This is a genomic window from Elusimicrobiales bacterium (assembly GCA_041651175.1).
GTDB lineage: Bacteria > Elusimicrobiota > Elusimicrobia > Elusimicrobiales > Elusimicrobiaceae > JAQTYB01.
This window is the reverse complement of sequence record JBAZJT010000019.1, coordinates 1-18,559: the sequence shown is the minus strand read 5'-3', so window position 1 is coordinate 18,559 and position 18,559 is coordinate 1. Positions and strand designations below refer to the sequence as shown.

Annotated in this window: 15 protein-coding genes; 12 read left to right on the top strand and 3 right to left on the bottom strand. The window is 60.2% G+C overall.

The window, feature by feature from the left end:
• Positions 1 to 189: 189 nt before the first annotated feature.
• Complete coding sequence (locus WC421_09780) at positions 190 to 1,350, bottom strand: hypothetical protein (GenBank protein ID MFA5162524.1); 1,161 nt, start codon at positions 1,348 to 1,350, stop codon at positions 190 to 192.
• A 154-nt stretch (positions 1,351 to 1,504) separates the two neighbouring features.
• On the opposite strand from WC421_09780, the gene WC421_09775 reads away from it, so the two are divergent.
• The gene (locus tag WC421_09775) at positions 1,505 to 2,494 is read left to right on the top strand and encodes a hypothetical protein (GenBank protein MFA5162523.1); all 990 of its coding nucleotides are present in this window, start codon (positions 1,505 to 1,507) and stop codon (positions 2,492 to 2,494) included.
• A 412-nt stretch (positions 2,495 to 2,906) separates the two neighbouring features.
• Here WC421_09775 and WC421_09770 read toward each other — a convergent pair whose 3' ends face one another.
• Positions 2,907 to 4,424, bottom strand: coding sequence for a glutamine synthetase family protein (locus tag WC421_09770; protein MFA5162522.1), 1,518 nt, complete (start codon positions 4,422 to 4,424; stop codon positions 2,907 to 2,909).
• 119 nt (positions 4,425 to 4,543) lie between these two features.
• On the opposite strand from WC421_09770, the gene WC421_09765 reads away from it, so the two are divergent.
• The 6 genes from WC421_09765 (at position 4,544) to WC421_09740 (ending at position 12,499) form a co-directional block, all read left to right on the top strand.
• Positions 4,544 to 5,188: a hypothetical protein gene (locus WC421_09765; GenBank protein MFA5162521.1), complete on the top strand. Its 645-nt coding sequence runs from the start codon at positions 4,544 to 4,546 to the stop codon at positions 5,186 to 5,188.
• Complete coding sequence (locus WC421_09760; GenBank protein MFA5162520.1) at positions 5,185 to 6,870, top strand: ABC transporter substrate-binding protein; 1,686 nt, start codon at positions 5,185 to 5,187, stop codon at positions 6,868 to 6,870. The genes WC421_09765 and WC421_09760 overlap by 4 nt, the downstream gene beginning before the upstream one ends.
• 3 nt (positions 6,871 to 6,873) lie before the next feature.
• Positions 6,874 to 9,270: a DnaA/Hda family protein gene (locus WC421_09755; protein ID MFA5162519.1), complete on the top strand. Its 2,397-nt coding sequence runs from the start codon at positions 6,874 to 6,876 to the stop codon at positions 9,268 to 9,270.
• 136 nt (positions 9,271 to 9,406) lie between these two features.
• On the top strand, positions 9,407 to 10,009 hold the full coding sequence (locus tag WC421_09750) for a lysozyme inhibitor LprI family protein (protein MFA5162518.1): 603 nt from the start codon (positions 9,407 to 9,409) through the stop codon (positions 10,007 to 10,009).
• A 237-nt stretch (positions 10,010 to 10,246) separates the two neighbouring features.
• On the top strand, positions 10,247 to 11,485 hold the full coding sequence (locus tag WC421_09745) for an ATP-binding protein (GenBank protein ID MFA5162517.1): 1,239 nt from the start codon (positions 10,247 to 10,249) through the stop codon (positions 11,483 to 11,485).
• A 441-nt stretch (positions 11,486 to 11,926) separates the two neighbouring features.
• Positions 11,927 to 12,499 carry a hypothetical protein gene (locus WC421_09740; GenBank protein ID MFA5162516.1) on the top strand — a complete coding sequence of 191 codons (573 nt, stop codon included), beginning with the start codon at positions 11,927 to 11,929 and terminating at the stop codon, positions 12,497 to 12,499.
• A gap of 413 nt (positions 12,500 to 12,912) precedes the next feature.
• On the opposite strand, the gene WC421_09735 is transcribed toward WC421_09740, so the two are convergent.
• Positions 12,913 to 14,553 carry a glycoside hydrolase family 3 N-terminal domain-containing protein gene (locus WC421_09735; protein MFA5162515.1) on the bottom strand — a complete coding sequence of 547 codons (1,641 nt, stop codon included), beginning with the start codon at positions 14,551 to 14,553 and terminating at the stop codon, positions 12,913 to 12,915.
• A gap of 39 nt (positions 14,554 to 14,592) precedes the next feature.
• On the opposite strand from WC421_09735, the gene hutI reads away from it, so the two are divergent.
• From hutI to WC421_09710, 5 genes are all read left to right on the top strand, one after another.
• Positions 14,593 to 15,855 (top strand): imidazolonepropionase, encoded by a 1,263-nt coding sequence (gene hutI / locus WC421_09730; GenBank protein ID MFA5162514.1) that lies wholly within the window; start codon positions 14,593 to 14,595, stop codon positions 15,853 to 15,855.
• Complete coding sequence (locus WC421_09725) at positions 15,852 to 16,751, top strand: hypothetical protein (GenBank protein MFA5162513.1); 900 nt, start codon at positions 15,852 to 15,854, stop codon at positions 16,749 to 16,751. Before hutI ends, WC421_09725 begins: the two co-directional genes overlap by 4 nt.
• Entirely contained in the window at positions 16,748 to 17,122 is a 375-nt protein-coding gene (locus WC421_09720) for a tetratricopeptide repeat protein (GenBank protein ID MFA5162512.1), read from the top strand. The genes WC421_09725 and WC421_09720 overlap by 4 nt, the downstream gene beginning before the upstream one ends.
• On the top strand, positions 17,119 to 18,243 hold the full coding sequence (dprA, locus tag WC421_09715; GenBank protein ID MFA5162511.1) for a DNA-processing protein DprA: 1,125 nt from the start codon (positions 17,119 to 17,121) through the stop codon (positions 18,241 to 18,243). The genes WC421_09720 and dprA overlap by 4 nt, the downstream gene beginning before the upstream one ends.
• A 35-nt stretch (positions 18,244 to 18,278) precedes the next feature.
• Positions 18,279 to 18,559, top strand: a 281-nt coding sequence (locus WC421_09710; protein ID MFA5162510.1) for a hypothetical protein, incomplete at its 3' end; no start/stop codon positions are given.

The following is an 18,559-nucleotide window of genomic DNA, read 5'->3' as shown; positions in this document are numbered from 1 at the left end:
AGACCCCGAAAGGGGGTTTTCAGCAGACTCTAAGGAGAATCCTGCGCAGGAATGCCCCGCCAGCCGCCGATGAATTCCGCTGTACAACGGGAACGGTTGTTTCTGTCTGCACAAGACAGCCAGATTCAACGACCAGCAAAAACCGCCCCGCTGCCGTCGGCAGCGGGGCGGTTTTTCGCATGCTTCCTTTTAAAAATACAGCGACAGCGCGGCGTCCGCGAAAACCTGCGGATACTCCATTCGCCGCACCACCATCTGCTGCTGGGGTCCGTTGATTTGTATCGTGTCGGTGTACTCCAGTTTCTTGAAGTTGTAATTGCCGAACACCGAAAGCCCCAGCCGCTTCTGCACCTTCCATTCCAGCCCCAGCCGGGCGGTGGGGGTGAAATAGTCGCTTTTGTCGTTGTTGCCGGGATATACCGTAATGTTGCCGTTGTAGATGGAATTATGGTTGCCGTTGTCCTGCTGCTTCATGCTCATCACAAGAGCGCCGGCGCCGACGATGGCGCGGAAAGGCCCGAACAAATGAACCACGCGGTTAAGCGTCAGCCGGGCCATGGGGCCGTCGCTGCGTATGGAGGCCTCTTGCACGCGCTGCCCGCCCTGGGGGGGAGGATTCATGCTGTAGAGCATCGCATCCGGCGTGAACTCCGCATGCAGGAAGGCGGTCAGGTCAAACATCCAGTTCGCCCAGGGGAAATAACGCGCGCCCACGCCGGCGGCCATAAGCGAGGATTTCGGATTGGCCGGGAAAATCGTTGTGCTGCTGAAGGTTGAGGGCGGAGTGTTTGCCACTTTCAGCGGCCCGCCCGCGAAGGTGAGGTAGAGGCCCACGGTCTGGTCGTCGGCCTCGGCTACTATATAGCGCGAGGCGTCCTCCTCCAGCACCGGAACAGGGATTTCAGTCACGTCGGAGTCCACCACCTCGCCGGAATCCGCGTTCACCAGGGTGGTGCTGAGATGATACTGGCTGCCCAGTCTGGTTACGCTCCCGAACAGCGCAAGCTTCGCGCCGGCCTGCTTGCCCATCCTGGCAGCGGACTGGGTGTCCAGTTCCGAGGCACCGCCTCCGGTCTGGCTGCGGTCCAGCACCTTGAAGGAGCCGTCGCTCATGAACCGCGTTATCACCAGCTGGGTGCAAGCCTCGTCCACATGGCGGGCAGAAAGTTTCCTGTCCGCGGAATAGGGCAATATCGCCAGCGAGGGATTGTTGAGCCCCGCCGCAGTCGCGCTTTTCGCGAAAGCCTTGGACATTTTGGTAAGCCTTATGCCGGCTTCTCCGGCAAAGGAGGGAAACACGCACGACAGCAGCAATGCAGCCGCCGCGCAGCAGACCTGTATTTTTTTCATAAACCCCTCTCCCTTTGGTTTCAGCGCGCCGTCAAACGGCACGGACCGCCAGTATTATAGTTGTTGGCCGGCTGCGCAGTCAATTGACATCAAGAGGCCTTTGCGCTATACTTTGGTAGCCGTTTTTCCGGCAGAATATTTTCTGGAGGCAGGCATGAAAAACATCACGCACCTGACATTAGCGATACTTGTATGCGCGGCCCCGGCGCGTTGCGCCGAATCCGCTAAAACCAGCCGCGCCTCCGGCGCGAAAAGCGCGATATCCCTTATAAAGATGCCGGACTCCGGAAACCCATCCGTAAAGGCGGGCGAGGGCAAAGCCGCCAGAACGGTGGAATTCCACGAAGGCTCCGGTGGCTGGAGCTTTATGATCGGCGGCGGGGGCTGCTCCGCCGGCCCGGCCTCGCAGGCGGACGCCGATTTTTACGCCGAATTCAACCGCCCCGACGAAATGGGCGTGTTTTCAGTGCCCGGAGGGAAAAGCGTTTTCGTTTCCGCCATCTCCGGCGGGACAAACGCCACCGACACGGTGCTATACGCCTTCAACCCGGACAAATGCGCCGCGGTGGCAGCAAACATTCACCGCTCCGGCAACGAGACGGAGCTTTCCTCCGCCACCTTCACCTCCAACTGGAAACTGCCGCAGATGGCGGCAGAAAGGGAGTTTCTGACAAAACTGATGTACGAATACGGCTACGCCGACGCGGCGGGCGCGGAGGCCAATCCGTCCGACCCGCGCTACTGCTGGTATCTGTGGCAGCGCGACAACGGCTCTGCGGGAAAACTCAAGCTGCGCTGGTTCAAAGGCGCGCCGAATTACACGGTGGAATCGCAGGTCAAGGACGGCACCATCGTATACACGGCATGGTTCAAGTCCGGCGTAACGGCCTACGACTCCGTTAAAAAGGAATTCCAGCCGCTTTACTATCCCAAGGATGTATACTGCTGGCCCACCGTGCTTGTGCGCCATGGCGATTACCTGATTATAGGGACCAACGGCGAGGGCATAGCGTTCATCAACCTCAAAACCCAAACCCTTTCCCGCGATAAAAAACACGGCAGCGCGGTGGTGCGCTCCATGAAGGCGGGAGTTGGCACCGTATCGGTCAACGACGGGGAATTCACTGTAACACTGCCAGAATGAACGGCGCGCCCGAAACCGCGCCCGCCAAAACTTCATATACATAGGCTGGCGCGACAGGCTTTCAGCCTGTCGTGCCGGATGGAATTGGGACCGCATGTCCCTGCGCGTGCGTCCGGGGGTTTGCGCGCGCAGGGTTAACCTGAAAGTTTCAGTTAGCGCGAGGACCGAGGCGAAAAAGCGCAAAATAATGCCGAACAAAATTATCCGCGCGCGCCTCACTGCGCGAAAGGATAATTTTGTGAAGGCAGTATGAAGCGATTTTTCGCCGAATCCCGCGGCCAACTGAAACTTTCAGTTTAAATTCTATACGGGATTTTCCGCAGTTTACGGCCCCGTCCGCGCGCGGGATTTGCCGCGTTTTCTGGAAAACGGCTGCGCGGCACCGCGGACTGCGCAGCGAATCCTCCTGCTGTCAGCAGTACAGGTAATCGTTGACCAGTTTGGCGATTTCCTCTTCCTTGCCGAACAGCCTGTGGCTCAAATCCGCATCGTTGTAATTTCTCAGGCGGCTGACCATGCCGTCTATCACCACGGGCGAGAAGACGCCGTCCGCCTCGTAGGCGGCCCTGTCCTCTTCCAGCTTGCGGGCCGATTCAAAACATGACGCCGGCAGTTGAGGCAGCCGTTTCTGTATGTTTTTATCCCGGAACACATTCACATCAACATAAAGTTTTTTCGCGGTTTCCAGCGCGTCCGGCATTTCCAGCCCGCGCCGCGCGGCGGCGGCAAGGCCGGCTATAAGCAGGTGAATGTTGGCCGAGCCGTCCGCGCAGCGGAATTCCACCGTCTGGCCGGAGCCGCCCGCGGGCTTTACCGCGCCGTCCTGCGGATTTACCTGCGAGACCATGTCGCCGACGTTATGCCAGCCCAGCGGAACGCGGACCAGCACAGAACGGTTCCTGTCGCCCCAGCAGATATTGGTGGGCGCCTCCTGATGCGGCACCAGCCGCAGATACGACGTCGGCACCGTGTTTCCGAAGGCAGTCAGCGAAGGCGCCAGCGCCAGGTATCCGGCTATAAGTTTTTTCGCGGTGTCGGAAAGCTGGCCGCCCTCCAGCATCATGTTGCGCCCGTCTTTGACCAGACGCGAATGTATGTGCAGCCCGCTGCCGGCGTGGCCTGCGGATATTTTCGGCGCGAATGTAACCTTCACCCCGTGCCGGAACCCCGCCATCAGCAGCATGGATTTGGCGATGGCAAGCTGGTCCGCCGCGTCCCCGGCGGCAACGGGCAGGAATTCTATCTCGTGCTGGGACATTTCCAACTCGTCGGTGCGGATATGGCCCACCTCGGCGTGGGCGTATTTGATGCTGCAGCCGGCCTGCGCCATGGCGTGCATGGCCTCAACGCGCAGCTGCTCCCACTTGGAAAAGGGCATTCCCTCGTGATAGCCGCGCTGCGCCGTAACCGGATAATTCTCCTGGCGCGGCGCGATGACATAATACTCAAGCTCGCCCATCGCCTCCAGCGTCATTCCGGAGGCCTTTTTAAGCGCGGCCTGCGCCTTGAAAAGTATATTTTCCGGCGAGCTGGGCAGCCGCGCCCCCTCGCTGGTGAAATAGGCGCAGAGTATATCCACCGTCGGAAGCGGGGCAAACGGGTTCACATAGGCAGTGGAAAACCTGGGAACGACGTATAAGTCCGACGATGACGCGTCTATATGGCTGAACAGGCTGGAGCCGTCCACCCTCTCGCCGGAGGAAAACAGCCGGTCCAGATTTGCGGCGTCCGCACCGGCGAAATCCAGCGTCTTGAGCCTGCCATCGCCGCCCACATAGCGGAAGTTGACCACCTGAATGCCGTGCGCCGCGATGAACCTGAGCAGGTCGCGCTTGGTAAACGACGACGGCGGCTTGTCCAGCCACCGCGCGATTGCGTTCGCCTGCTGAAATTTGTTTTCCGCACGGGCCTGTCTGACCGCTGTCCGCATAACTGCCTCCTTGAAGAACCGCCGGAATTCTACAAATTCGCAGCCGCGTTAAAAAGGACTTCGCCCGCAACCCCGCACCGCTCTCTGGAAACAATTGCATAATGTAGTACAATAGCGGTATGCGCTTTCCGCTCGCTTTTCTGACGGCGGCCGTGTTTGCCGCGCCCGCTCCGGCGCAGGTAAACGCGCTTATTTCATCCGCAAGCGGCATCGGCACCGTCTATTCCATCAGCGCCCGGTATAACAATCACAACTCATATGTCCATCTTGCCAACTCGGATGTGAACGGCTATCTGGTATGGGAGGCGGATTACGACCCCGGCTACGACGCAAAACCCGTCTATCTGATGGCCGCAGACGACGGCGCCTTCATACTGGCCGAAAACAGGGTCAACGGGCTGCGCGCCTTTGAGTTGCTGCGCTACGACGCGCAGGGCTACATGACATGGCGGGCCGGCTACAGCGACACATTGAACAACATCCCCGTAACCATGGCGGTTGATTACAGCGGAAATGTCTACGCCGCCTGCAATGTCAGGGAAGACGGGCACTATTACGCCGCCCTGTGGAAATATGACGGCAGAGGCGTGCTGGCATGGCGCGCCAGATACTCCGGAGGGAACAACACATACGCGCATCAGGTGCTGCCGCTTTTCAACGGCAACATGTCCTTCGGCGTCAGCGTTTTCGGCGGAACGGAGGCGGCGGGACAATACGAGCGCCGCTCCATAACCTACGACCAGTTCGGGAACGAACAGCCATGACCGCGAAAATCGCTTTTCTGCTTGCTTCATTCTGCGCCCCGGCCTGGGCGGGGGGGGCTTTTGTGACTGTCCTGCCGGACAAGCCCTCCACGCTGGACCCCGCCGCGGTTTGCGACCACTACAGCCTGGCGGTGGCTTTCAATATCTACGAGCCGCTTCTGTTTTTCGGGGACACCTACTCCGATTTCAAACCAGCAATCAGTTCGGAAACGCCGTCGCGGGAAAACGGCCTGGTCTCTCCGGACGGGCTGGTTTACACATTCCCCATACGCAAGGACGTCAAATTCCACGACGGAACCCCGCTGACGGCGGAGGATGTGCGATACTCCCTTGTCCGGCTGATGATGATGGACGCTCCGGGCCGCCCCGCCGCGCTTTTTCTGAGGCCGCTGCTGGGTGTCGGCTCCATACGCGGGCCGGACGGCGGCTTCCGGGTCAAGTACGAGGATTTCGCCAAGGCCGTCCGCGCGGACGGCTCCAGTGTGGTCATAACCCTTAAAAAACCGTATTCCCGGTTTCTGGAAATTGCGGCCTCATGGCCTTTTGTGATGTCAAAGTCATGGACTGCGGCGCATGGCGGCTGGGACGGCGCGCCGGATACATGGCAGAAGCACGCCTCCGCCCCGTCCGGCGCGGAAACCGAAGCCAACGGCACCGGCCCGTTCAGGCTGGAGAATTTCACCAGCGCAACGGGACGCGCCGTGCTGGCCAGAAACGGAAACTACTGGCGCGCGCCCGCCCGGGCAAACCGCCTTGTTTTTCTGACCGAGCCTTCCGAGAATACCCGCCAGGCCATGCTGGAAGCCGGCGACGCCGATTTCGCGGATTTCTCCCGCGCCAGCCTGCCTCATTTACGCGGGATGAAAACCGTAACGATAACCGAAGGGCTGCCGAACCGCTCCGTCAAATTCGCGGCATTCAATTTCGCCATCGCGGTGGCCTCCAACCCGATGGCGGGAAGCGGGCTGCTGGACGGCAAAGGCGTGCCGCCGGATTTTTTCGCGGACGAGAACGCGCGCAAGGGATTTGCCTTCGCCCTGGATTACGGCAAGCTGCTGGACATGTCGGGAGGCGGGGCAATCCGCCCTGCTACCCCGCTGCGCCGGCCCGGCGGGCCGGAATCCCCGCCCTATTCCTTAAACCCGGAGAAGGCGGCCCGGCATCTCAAAAAAGCGCACGGCGGACGGCTGTGGAAAAACGGGTTTTACATAGAGGCGGTCTGCGGGGACGGGGATTATGAATCGCGCGCCGCAATGGAACTGCTGGCTTGCGGGCTTAAAAAGCTAAACCCCAATTTCAGGCTGCGCGTAAAAACCATGCCTCTGCCGGAACTGCTGAACCGGCTGCCGGAAAGCCGCTTCCCGATATTCGCCCTGAAGGCGGAATCGGACACCCCCGGTTTTTACGGCCTGGCGTTTACGATGCTGCACTCGGAAGGCGCCGTTCCTTACGCGCAGCATTACCGCAACCCGCAGGCCGACAAATATCTGGACGGCGCATTCGGCGGCGCAATCGCGCTGGAAAAATTGGACCGCATCTACGCCCAGGACGCGCCGTACATGCTGCTTTTCACTACTGACGCTTTCGTCGCGCGCCGGGAGGGCGCCTTCGGCCCGGACGCGCTGACCGGCGTGTTCGCCCTGCACAATTACCCGGATTACTACAAAGTGGAGAAACGCTGACACATGATTACCAAATGGCTGCTTTCAAAATACCCCTCCGAAACCGATATGGACCGCCACGCGCTTTTCATGGACGGAGACATAAAGGATTTGCGGCTGGTGATGAACAAATTTTCAAAACTCGCGGAAAGCTCTCACAGGGCCGGCTCGCCGTACACGTATGCGGTTTTTCTGGCGCATGTAACCCCCGCCATGCGCGACGCGGTCCGCTCCGCCATGCCCGGAATATGCCGGCTTGCGGAACAGACCAACCCCTCCAGCCGCCCCGTGCCCAAGCACGACATGGATTTTTTCAACAAGCTGACGCAAAGCCTCCTCAACCTGCAAAACGAGAAAACCAATCCGGCGGGAGGGCTGCCCCAGCCGGAGTCCGCGGCGCAGAGCGCGCCCCCGCCGGAATTAGCGCAAAACGCGGACTTCGGAACCGCGGACGCGCCCGCCCCCTATATGCCCGACGGCGACGGCAGTGCCTTTTTCCGCGGACTGGAGGATCAGCTTCTGCAACTGGACAAGAACCGCGCGGAGCAGGAAGTTGCGGTCCCGGGCCAGTCCGCCCCCCAGCCTGCGCAAAACACTGGCGCAACGCCGTTCCCCGCGCCACAGCCGGAACTGCCGCCGGAAACGCCGGCGCAGGATGCGCCCATGTTCCAGGATTTGAGAATTCAGCAGGAGCCGGTTGCGCCCCAGCCCGCGCCGGAAGCCGCGCCCGCAGGCTATGAGGCGGCGCAGCCTCTGCCCGCTTTCATGCCGCAGGCCACGCCCGCCGCGCAGCCGGAGCCTTTTCCCGCAACCCCCGCCCCGCAGCCGGATGAGACAGCGCCATCGCCGTTCCAGCAGACCTCGCCGCAAACAGACACTTTTCCCCATCCGGGCGACACGGTAACGCCCCCGGAAACCCAGACGCAGCCCGCCATGCCGGAACCCATTATCCAGGCCGTTGCTCCGCAGGAGCCTGATGCCGCCGCAATGCAACCGATTGCGCAGCAGCCCGTTCAGGAAGCGCCGCTCCCGGCCCCGCAACCCGCGCAGCCGGCTCAGCCGCCGTCCGCTCCGCCAACACCGCCCCGCACTCCGCCCCCCGCCGCCACGGAGGGAAGGACGCAGCCTCCGCTTGAGGAAATACCGTCCGTCCCGTCCTCCCCGGCGGACACTCCGCCCTCCATGCGTCCGGCCAGGCATGCCGCAACCCTGCAGCACATCAGGCGGGCCAATTTCCAGTGGGACATCTGCGCCCCGCTGAACCCGTTATGGACCATGGACACGGTTCTGACCGGCTCCCACAACCGCGCGGTGCACGCCAAGGCTTCCGCGATAACGGACAATCCGGGGTCTTTTTTCAACCCGTATTTCATCAGCGGCGCGCCGGGCAGCGGCAAAACGCATCTTCTTAACGCGGTGTATTACGGGATGGAGAAATCGCTGGGGCCCGGGACTGTCATGTATACCACGGGCATGCGCCTGTCAAAAGGCATACGGCGCGCGGTGGACCAGGGAACCTGGCAGGAACTGGACGCGCAGCTCTCCGCCCTGTCCGCCATAGTGGTTGATGATATAAACCTTATGGTGATGACCTCCTCCAACAGGGATTTGCTTGCTCAGACCCTGGGCAGCTTTCCCGGCAACCGCAAGCAGATGGTGGCCTCGTCTGTGTTCGGCAGGCGGGCGCTTGGGGATTTTGAAGCGATGTGGAACACCCATCTGCCTTCGGGCTACGAAGGCTCCATCGCCTGTCCGGACCCGCAGACCGCCAAAGACACGCTGCTGAGAATGCTGGACAAGTCGGACCTTTCATTTCCGAACATACAGGACAATGTTCTTTTCAGCGGCGAGTCTCCGCTGGAAACCGGACAGGTCAATATGTCCAGGCTGCACAAGCTCAAAGGCGCCATGGGTTCCGAATTTCCCAACGAACCGCAGCGCATGACGGAGCTTCTGGCCCTGCCGCTTGGCGCGCAGCTTGAAATCCCCACCGCGGAAGAGATAGAACAGGCCGAGAAATTTTCGCCGCCGAACTCCAACGAATGGGGCCGCTGGGGGGTTTACTACCCCGAGGGCGAGGAGAATCTGGCGCGCTACACGCTTATGCGCCTCTACGAGCGCGCTCAGGAGCTTGGCATAGACGGCTGGTTTGAAACGGCGTTCATGAAATCCTACAGCAACCCCAACGCCTACACCACCCCCATAGAAATGGCCGACACTTGCGACAACAGCAAGCTAAGGGGCGCGCTGCTTGTGGGCCCCATGCCGTCCACGGATTTCATAAAACTGGAGAAAGATTTCTTCCACACCTTCACCCGTGCTTTTGAGGGGCTTGGCATGCAGTGCGCCACACTTGCCACGCAGAAGACGAAACACCCCCAGTCGTACACCGCAATCCTGACTGACCTGGCGCTGTTCTGAGCGGACGGCCCCGCAACCCCGCAGCCGGCGCTAGGCCTTTCGGCCCATGCGTTGGTGAAACGCTACGTGGTAAACTATCGCTACAGGGCCAGAAACCGGCACAGCGGCCCATGCAAAAATCAAGGAGCGCAAAAAAATGAACGGAACAATTCTTGCGGCTGCGGCATGTCTGCTGCTGGCATCGGGTGCGAAGGCAGCTCCCCCTCTGTCGTCCGTCATAGACGAGGCATACAAAATCTGCGCGGGCAGGGCGCAAGCCGACAAACCGGCAATGACCGAGTGCGCCATGGAAGCCGAAGGCAACTGGGACAAACACATAGAGGAAACTTACAGCAAGCTAATGGACACGCTGGACCCGCAGGGGCGGAACACGCTTGAGCAGGAACAGGGCGGCTGGCTGGCTCACCGCTCGGAGGCTTTTGACGCCATGGACGCAGCCTGCGCCAACTCCACATCCCGCATGGAGTGCAATGCGGCGGCAGCGGCCTCGAAAATGAAATTTGTCCGCGCAAGGGCGGCAAATCTGGAAAAAGCCCTCAAAAAGGCCTCGGGAGTTACAACGGCATCATTCAACTGGGAGACCGACGGTTCCCCGGCACAGACCAGGGGCCAGTATATTTCCTGCTCGGGGCTTGGCCAAAGCTCATGCATGTCACACCGCGGCTGTTCGTGGATAACAAGGCCGGGCGTCGGAGGCTATTGCATCGGAACCTATTGCGTCGGCATGAACTGTCGATAACCGCTCCGCTGTCCTGAAACAAATTGAACGCGCCGCCGCGATTATCGCGGCGGCGGTTTTTTTACCCGGAAATTGCAGTCTCGGCGGGATCACTCCGCATGCGGCTTGCCGGAGGATTGCCACGGCTTCAACTTCACCGGCAGGCGGCCTTGGGGGGGGATTTGCCCGGTCAAAATCTCGCCCATCACGATAGTTAGATAATTTGCATTTACTTTGCAAATTGTCTAACATTTAGACATGGCTGATTACTTTCACAGAAATCTGGAGCCCGCGTTAAAAGCCGCGCTCAAACAATTCCCCGCAGTTATTGTTACCGGGCCGCGTCAATCCGGCAAAACGTCGCTTGTAAAAGCGGTTCTGTCCGGCTCTCACAAATATATTTCCCTTGAAACGCCCGATATCCGGGCATTTGCCTTGCAGGACCCGCGCGGCTTTCTTGAACGGAACAAGCCGCCGGTGGTAATGGATGAAATCCAGTACGCGCCGGAGCTTTTGAGCTATATTAAAGAACTGGTTGACGCGGACCGCGACAAGATGGGGCAGTTTGTCCTCACAGGCTCGCAGAATTTTCTTTTGATGCAGGGCGTTTCGCAATCGTTAGCCGGACGGGCGCGGATACTGGAGCTTTACCCGCTTGCCCTCTCCGAGAATCCGAAACATCGCATTCCTGCCGTAAAAAATCAGGCAACAGCCGCCAATTGGATGCTGTGCGGCAGCTATCCGGAGTTGCATCGTCGCAAGGAACTGGAATTTCGCGCATGGCAGAATGCGTATATGTCCACTTATATTGAGCGGGATGTCCGCCAGATACTCAAAGTGGGCGACTTAAATACTTTCAGCCAGTTTGTCCGCGTTTTGGCCAGCCAGGCCGGAGGCCTGCTGAATATGTCTGCCGTTTCCACGGAGACGGGCATCTCCGTAAATTCGGTAAAAAATTGGCTTTCCGTTTTAAATGCCAGCTATCAAACCATAGTGCTGCCGCCGTTTTATCTGAAATTCAAAAAGCGGCTTATCCATGCGCCCAAGATTTATTTCGCCGATACGGGGACATTATCTAACCTGCTCGGGTTTTCGGATAGCAAGCAACTGCCGGACGGTCCGCAATCCGGCTATTTGTTTGAAAATCTGGTCGCGGGCGAGCTGTTCCGCCTGTTTGCCAACTCCGGCGAGAAACCGGCTGCGTATTACTGGCGCACCGCCGCCAATGACGAGGTGGATTTTATCGTGGAGTGGAAAGGCAAATTTCACGCGATTGAATGCAAATTTTCAGCTACGCCATCGCCTGCGCATGCCAAAGGCATTGAAGCGTTTGCCAAAGAAATCCCCGCCGCAAAGCAGGGAATCCGGGCTATTATCTATCCATGCGACGCAACGCTTGCCAAGTCACTGAGTTCCGACAAGCTGCGGATTATCCCGCTATCCGCGCTTGCAATCGCAAAAACGCCGCCAGAGTTGCTGTTAGATAGTGCCGCGTAATCGGGTGTGACATCACCCATTTCTTTCACAATGCCGTATTTTGCTGTCCCGATTTCCGGAAACAACCGCGCGAATAAAGAGGCAAATGCCAAAAATAACGGCGTCCTCATTGAACGAAACACACGAAAATAGAAAAGAACAACTTTTCCCTTGTCAATCAACGGCATAACACGAAACACACGAAAAGGCTCTGGAACACGACGGGAACAACTACCGGAAACTTTTCTGTTCCCTTTTCGTGTATTTCGTGTGTTTCGTGGTTTGATTCCGTTTTCGTTGTCGTCCGCCAGCACATCACAAAAATGGGTAACGCCGTAGCGCCCGCAATCCAACTGAAACATTCAGGCTATAGGTCCTTTGGCCCCTGAAAAAATGAAAAACCCCTTAGACTACGGCGTGAGAAGAAAAAAATCGGATGACGGGATAAGGAGGCAGTGAGGGATGAATAACCTGATGGCATGTTTTGCGGCAATCATAATGGTCTGCGGCAGCGCGTTCGCCGGGCTGGAAAGCGACAAGGCGGGCAGCGGCCTTAAATTCAGGGAATCGGCTGGCAGTTCCAGGTTCTCGTCGCGCTCAGGCGGCGGAAGCGGCGGCGTTTACATAGGGGGAGGCTCCTCCTCGCGCTCAAAATCGGCCAAACGGCCCAGCGCGGCCGATATAGCCCGCTCCCGCACCGGCAGCAAAAAGCTGGCGATGGAAGTGCCTGCTATGAAAACGCAGCAGGCGTCCGCCAATTCTGCATCCAATGAATCGGGCGGCAAGCCATCCATTTTCTCAAGGGCGGGGGCGGCTGTGCGCAACCTCGCTTCAAAAGCGGCCAAAGCCGCAAAAAGCCCCGTTGGAAAAGCGCTGCTGGGAGGATTAGCCACAGCCATCGCAGTAGGGGGACTCGGAGCAGCAAGGGGATACAGTGACGTGCTGCATACAACTGTCGCAGCCTCCGCCGCAGCAGCCGCCGCAATATGGACACACGAAGAGGATAAAACCCTGATGGCACGGCGCGGACCATAACTACCCGGCAATCGAAACAAAAATTGCCGAACAATCGGGGATGATAAGCATACGACATCACCCATTTTTTGAAAAACCGTGGTGTATTGGCAAACGACAACGCAAACGGAATCAAACCATGAAACACACGAAAAGGGAACAGAAAAGGTTCCGGGAGTTGTTCCCGCCTTGTTCCAGAGCGTTTGTGTGTTTCGTTCAATGAGGGACACCGTTATAGGTGCGGAAAAACACTTCTACTCCATTCTGCTGCAAAAAAATTGCAAGAAACAGATGGGACCGTTCAGAGGGTATATATTATGTCCTATGAGGAGTTCCTGCGGTAAACTTCTCCACTATCCTGAAACGAACTGAACGCACTGCCTCGATTATCGCGGCGGCGGTTTTTTTACCCGGAAATTGCAGTCTCGGCGGGATCACTCCGCATGCGGCTTGCCGGAGGATTGCCATGGCTTCAATTTCACCGGCAGGCGGCCTTGGGGGGGGATTTGCCCGGTCAAAATCTCGCCCAGCGCGGCGGCTGAAAATTTCGTGGTTCCGTAAATGGCGATGACGTTTTTTGCTTCCGGGTACATGTTTATATCATAAGGGTTCATAAGCGAGACAAGCACCGGATTGCGCGCCTTCCGCAAAAGTTTTCTGACAAGCCCGACCTGCTTTCTGACCGGGCTGCCGGCCCACTGGAAACTGCCTATAACCGTGATATCCGCCCAGGCGGCGCATTCCAGGGCGCGGGCCTCGTCAACACGGCCCGGCGAAACGCGGGAATTATACTGCTGAATGGTCCAGCCCCTGCCCATTACCGCGCCTGAAAAGGGAATCATATTGTCCGAAAACCGCGCCGGCACGAAAAACACCGCGCATACCGGAATTCGCGCCGCCGCCGGAACGAAAGGGACCATGCCGCTTGAGCTGCGCACCACGGTAACCGCCTCCCGCGCGATTTTGCGCGACACGTCAAGATAGCTGGATGACACGTCCGTAGCCATCGCCGGTTCCGGCGGCGAGGCGGCGTATTTCGCCTTCACCTCGCCCACCAGCCGGCAGCTTTCGGCGACGGCGGAACGGGGGACGGCGCCGTCTTCCACGCCGCGCATAATGGCGCTCCGCGCGCCGGCATAATCCCCGCCGCCGGTAAGCAGCAGGTTCACGCCCGCCGCGGCGGCGCGCGCCGCTGCCCGCGGCACATCCGCCAGCGCAGGGGAGGCGGCCTTCATGTCCAGGCTGTCGGAGACCACAAGCCCCCTGTAGCCGGTTTCGCCGCGCAGCATCCCCTGCACGACAGCGGTGGAAAATGTGGCTATATTCGCGCCGTCCAGCGCGGGATAGAGCGCATGCGCCGTCATTATCCCCGCCGCGCCCGAGGAGGAGGCAGCCCGCTCAAACGGCAGGATATGCTCCGCCAGCGCGGCGGAGGAAAGGTATATTACCGGCAGCCGCTTGTGCGAATCGGCAAAGGCGGCCCCGTGCCCCGGAAAATGCTTGGCCACCGGCGCCACGCCCGCCGCGTTAAGCCCGCCGATAACGGCCGCGCCCAGCCGGGCCGCATCAGCCGGATTGTCGCCGAAAGCGCGCACGCCTATGATGGGATTTTCCGGCTCGGTGTTTATATCCAGCACCGGCGCGAAATTCATGTTGATTCCCGCCTTTTTAAGCTCCTGCCCTGCGAGATAGAACAGGAACGCGCAGTCCCGCTCCGAGCCGGAGGCGCCCATCATCATATTGGTCGGCAAATCCGGCAGGCCCAGCGTTTCGGGCGAGAAAACCGGCCCGCCCTCGTAATCCACGGCGACCAGCAGCGGGCGGCCAAGCGGGCTTTTTGCCGCCCAGGATTGCAGCCTGGACGCGGCTTCGGCTGTTATTTCGGAATCAAATTTTCCCCATTGCAGCAGAATACCGCCTATCTCGCCGCGCTCTATGGCGTCCTTGAAGCGGTCAATCCTGGAAACGTCGGCGGCGGGCATTATCATCTGCCCGATTTCAAGTTCCAGAGGGGAAAGCGCGCCCTGCGCATGAACGCCCCCGCACAGCAGCGCAAGCGAAAGCAAAATCTGCATCGCTAAATTATGCAACATTTTTATTGTTATAATTCCTGCATGGAGAAGCCGCTTCTCATAGCCAATATCGGGCAATTGCTTACCTTTGCCGGGCCGGATGCGCCGCGCGCGGGCGCGGCCATGTCGGACACCGGACTTGTGCGCGGCGCCGGCGTCATAATTTCAGCCGGCAAAACGGTTTTCGCCGGGGCCATGAAGGAGGCCGCGCGCCATCCGCTTGCCCGGCGCGCCCGCGTTCTGGACGCGCAAGGCCGCGTCGCCCTGCCCGGCTTCTGCGACAGCCACACCCATCCGGTATTCGCCGCGCCCCGGCTGGCGGATTTCCGGCTGCGCCTCAAAGGCGCGGGTTACGCGGAAATAAAAGCCGCCGGAGGCGGCATAGCCTCAAGCGCGGCGGCGGTGCGCAAGGCCTCCCTCCGGGAACTGGCGGAGATGACGGCAGCGCGCTTTGACAGGTTTCTTTCCTGCGGCACCACCTCGCTGGAGGCAAAAAGCGGCTACGGCCTTTCACTGGACGCGGAGATTAAAAGCCTGCTGGCCATACGCAGGGCGGCGGAACTTTCCCCTGTTGACGTAGCGCCGACGCTGCTGGCCGCGCATTCCGTGCCGCCGGAATTTTCCGGGGCGGACAAATACTGCGATTATATCATCCGTGAAATACTGCCCGCCGCAGCGCGGCGCAAGCTGGCGGTTTTCTGCGACATTTTCTGCGAAAAAGGCTTCTTTTCCCCTGCCCAGACACTGCGGCTGATGCGCGCGGCGCGCGCGCTGGGGCTGGCGCCCAAAGTCCATGCCGAGCAGTTGGGGCGTTACGGCGGCGCGCGCGCTGCGGCGCGCTGCGGCGCAATCTCCGCCGACCATCTGGATTATTGCGGCGCGGGGGAGATTGCCGCCCTGAAAAAAGCCGGCGTCATGGCTGTGCTGCTGCCGGCGTCAAACCACTTCCTGGGAATGGGCAAATACCCGCCCGCCCGCGATATGATTGCGCGCGGCCTGCCCGTCGCGCTGGCGACGGATTTCAACCCCGGCACAAGCCCATGCTGGAACATGCAGTTTGCGGTGTCGCTTGCCTGTCTTAAAATGAAGCTCTCGCCGGAAGAGGCCCTCTGCGCCGCCACGGTCAACGGCGCCTGGGCGATGGGGCTTGGCGGCAGGGCCGGAGTCATAGCCGCGGGCAGGCAGGCCGACATCGCGCTGTTTGACGCCAAAGACTACCGCGAAATCGCCTACTACTTCGGCGGCAGCCTGTGCCATTCCGTAATAAAAAAAGGAAGGATAATATGTATAATAAAGCCGCTATGAACACTCTAATTTTCGCTGTGCTTTTCGCCGCCTGCGCCAGCGCGCAAAACGCGGACAAACCGGCGGTTTCTCCCTCCACATCCTCCGTTCAGGCCGCCATAACAGCGGACAAAGGCCCTTCCCGGCCCGCGTCCGCCGAAACGTCCGCCTCCTCCGCGACTGCGGCGGGCATGGCTGTTTCAACGGCGCCCGCCAATACCGCGCCGGAAGCGGCCATGTCAACCGCCGCGGCGCAGGTTGCGCTGTCCACAACCACCGCGCAGGCAACGGCTCCCGCGCAGCAGGCGCAAACCACCGTTCCGCCCGCCGCGCCGCGGGTCATCCCGACTTCCGCCTCCATGATTTCAGTAAAAACCGCGCCTCCGCGCGCGGAAACTCCGTCCGCCCCGCCTCCGCCGGAGAGGCGCGCTGCGGCCCCGCAGCTTGAGGATATAGGCTCCCCGCTCCGCCAGCCGAAAACGGCCCCCGCCGAAATCCCGGCCGTCAAACCCGCGCAATGGCACGAAATGCCCGACACCGCGCTGCCGGACGAAACCCCTTTCACGTTGGCGCTAAGCGTCTCCGCCGGGGACACCAAATCCGTGCCGGAGGGCTGGAGCGGAGACGGCGTGGTTACAACGACCGACCTTCAGGACGAGTTGGACGAGATGGCCTCCGCCGGGGACATCATCGCCATGAGGCTGAGTTCCGGCGGGGTCAAACCAGGGGATTTTATTACCGTCTACCATCCCGCCGCGGATTTTAAGGGCGAGGACGGGCGCACCGGAGCGGTAACACGCATAGCTATAGCAAAAGCCGTTTCCGTCAAAGGCGACGAGGTTACCGCTGAAATAGTCTCCGCGACCGGCGCTGTGGTCAAGGGCGATATTATCAGTAAAGCTGAGGGCGGGCTGTGAAATTCCTCCTGGCGCTGGCGCTGCTTGCCGGCGGCGGGGTATACCTGTGGGACCGGTATGATTCCGATTCGCTGTTGAACTGGGCCGCGAAAAACGTCAACTCCCAGCACAGCGAGGAGGTGGAATACGGCGTCGGCATATGCAATTATTACGCGGACAACCGGGAAAAGGCCGTGAAGGCGTTCTCTCAACTGATTGATTTGCACGGCGCCGGCAAATACGCCGCCGATGCGCTTTATTACCGCGCCTCGCTTTACCAGGCCATGGGCGACAGAGGACGCGCCCTTGCCGACTATTCCAGGCTTTCCGAATCTTTCCCCGACGCCGCCAAAGCCGCCCTGGCGCGCACCAGCCTGACAATGCTCAGATGACTCTCGCCGCCGAAGACAGGCTGGCGCGGCTGCGCGCCGCCGGCTACTGCTGGCTGAGGACGGACTGGTTCCTGCGGCTTGAGCGGCTTTGCGGCGGCGCGGCGCAGGCGCTGAAGCTTTCGCCCGCGGCGCTGTCGGCGCAGGGCGGAATGTCGGCGGGAACCGCGGAGCAGTTTCTCAAGGACTCCGCCGCCGTCAACCCGCAGGCGGAGCTGGACAAAACCGCTAAAGCGGGGGGGAAAATTGTTTTTCTCGGAGAAGAGGACTATCCCGCCCAGCTCGCCGAGATAATCGACCCGCCGCTTGCGCTCTATATCCTGGGCAATGCCGATTTCCCGCGCGCGGCGGCTGCGATAGTGGGAACGCGCAAGCCCACCGCTTACGGCAGGCGGGTGGCGGCGCGGCTGGCGCGCGACATGAGCGAGTGCGGGCTTGTGATAGCCAGCGGGCTGGCGCGCGGCATAGACAGCGTCGCCCACGCCGCCGCGCTGGAGGCCAAAGGCGCGACATGGGCCGTAATCGGCACCGGCATCGGGCGCTGCTACCCGGCGGAAAACGCCGACCTGGCGCGCGAGATAGTCAAAGGCGGCGGCGCGATAATAAGCGAATACAATTTTGACACGGGCCCCAAACCGCATCACTTTCCCCGGCGCAACCGCATAATATCCGGGCTTTCTCGCGCGGTGGCCGTCATAGAAGGTGCGGTTACCTCCGGCGCGCTGATAACGGCCAAACTGGCGCTGGAGCAGGGGCGCGAAGTCTTCGCCGTGCCGGGGCTGATAGACAATCCCATGAGCGAAGGCCCCAATCTGCTTATAAAAGACGGCGCGGGGGTGCTGCGCAACGCCGCCGACATCATAGACGCGCTGCCGCTCCACTGCCGCTTCGGCATAAAAATGCCGGAGCAGAGCAACGCCGCGCTTGCGCCGAAGGCCCCCGCAGTTCCGCTTTCGCGCGACGAGGCCGCCGCGCTGGAATGCATAGGCGCGCAGTCGCTCACGCTGGACGCGGTGGTTGAAAAAACGGGCTGGACGGTTCCGCGCGCCGCGGCTGCGCTGTTTGAGCTGGAAACCAAATCCGCCGTAACCTGCCGCAACGGCGAATACTCCCGCAAGCTCTGATGCCATCGCACGCGGAGATTTATAAAACCCATCCGTTGAAATACGAGGCGCTTGTCTCGCGGGAGGATTATAAGCAAAATATTCCGCGCGCGTTGCGCAAAATCGCGGATTGGCGCGGCAAAAATATTGCGGAACTGGGCGCCGGAACCGGCAGACTTACGTTGATATTAGCGACTGAAAGCAAAAGCATCCTGACTTCGCCAATCCTCTCTAAAATCAGCCCGTCCTCGTCGGAGGGGTATTGGAATTTGGGTGTCCCGTTGATAAAATATAGTTATGTTTGTCAGGAAGAAACGCAACAAAAGCGGTTCTGTCA

What these genes read in the sequence shown, in the direction of transcription:
- WC421_09780 (MFA5162524.1), bottom strand. Translation starts at nt 1,350, where the DNA reads ATGAAAAAAATACAGGTCTGCTGCGCGGCGGCTGCATTGCTGCTGTCG.
- WC421_09745 (MFA5162517.1), top strand. Translation starts at nt 10,247, where the DNA reads ATGGCTGATTACTTTCACAGAAATCTGGAGCCCGCGTTAAAAGCCGCG.
- WC421_09770 (MFA5162522.1), bottom strand. Translation starts at nt 4,424, where the DNA reads ATGCGGACAGCGGTCAGACAGGCCCGTGCGGAAAACAAATTTCAGCAG.
- WC421_09740 (MFA5162516.1), top strand. Translation starts at nt 11,927, where the DNA reads ATGAATAACCTGATGGCATGTTTTGCGGCAATCATAATGGTCTGCGGC.
- dprA (MFA5162511.1), top strand. Translation starts at nt 17,119, where the DNA reads ATGACTCTCGCCGCCGAAGACAGGCTGGCGCGGCTGCGCGCCGCCGGC.
- WC421_09760 (MFA5162520.1), top strand. Translation starts at nt 5,185, where the DNA reads ATGACCGCGAAAATCGCTTTTCTGCTTGCTTCATTCTGCGCCCCGGCC.
- WC421_09725 (MFA5162513.1), top strand. Translation starts at nt 15,852, where the DNA reads ATGAACACTCTAATTTTCGCTGTGCTTTTCGCCGCCTGCGCCAGCGCG.
- WC421_09755 (MFA5162519.1), top strand. Translation starts at nt 6,874, where the DNA reads ATGATTACCAAATGGCTGCTTTCAAAATACCCCTCCGAAACCGATATG.
- WC421_09765 (MFA5162521.1), top strand. Translation starts at nt 4,544, where the DNA reads ATGCGCTTTCCGCTCGCTTTTCTGACGGCGGCCGTGTTTGCCGCGCCC.
- hutI (MFA5162514.1), top strand. Translation starts at nt 14,593, where the DNA reads ATGGAGAAGCCGCTTCTCATAGCCAATATCGGGCAATTGCTTACCTTT.
- WC421_09775 (MFA5162523.1), top strand. Translation starts at nt 1,505, where the DNA reads ATGAAAAACATCACGCACCTGACATTAGCGATACTTGTATGCGCGGCC.
- WC421_09750 (MFA5162518.1), top strand. Translation starts at nt 9,407, where the DNA reads ATGAACGGAACAATTCTTGCGGCTGCGGCATGTCTGCTGCTGGCATCG.
- WC421_09735 (MFA5162515.1), bottom strand. Translation starts at nt 14,553, where the DNA reads ATGCAGATTTTGCTTTCGCTTGCGCTGCTGTGCGGGGGCGTTCATGCG.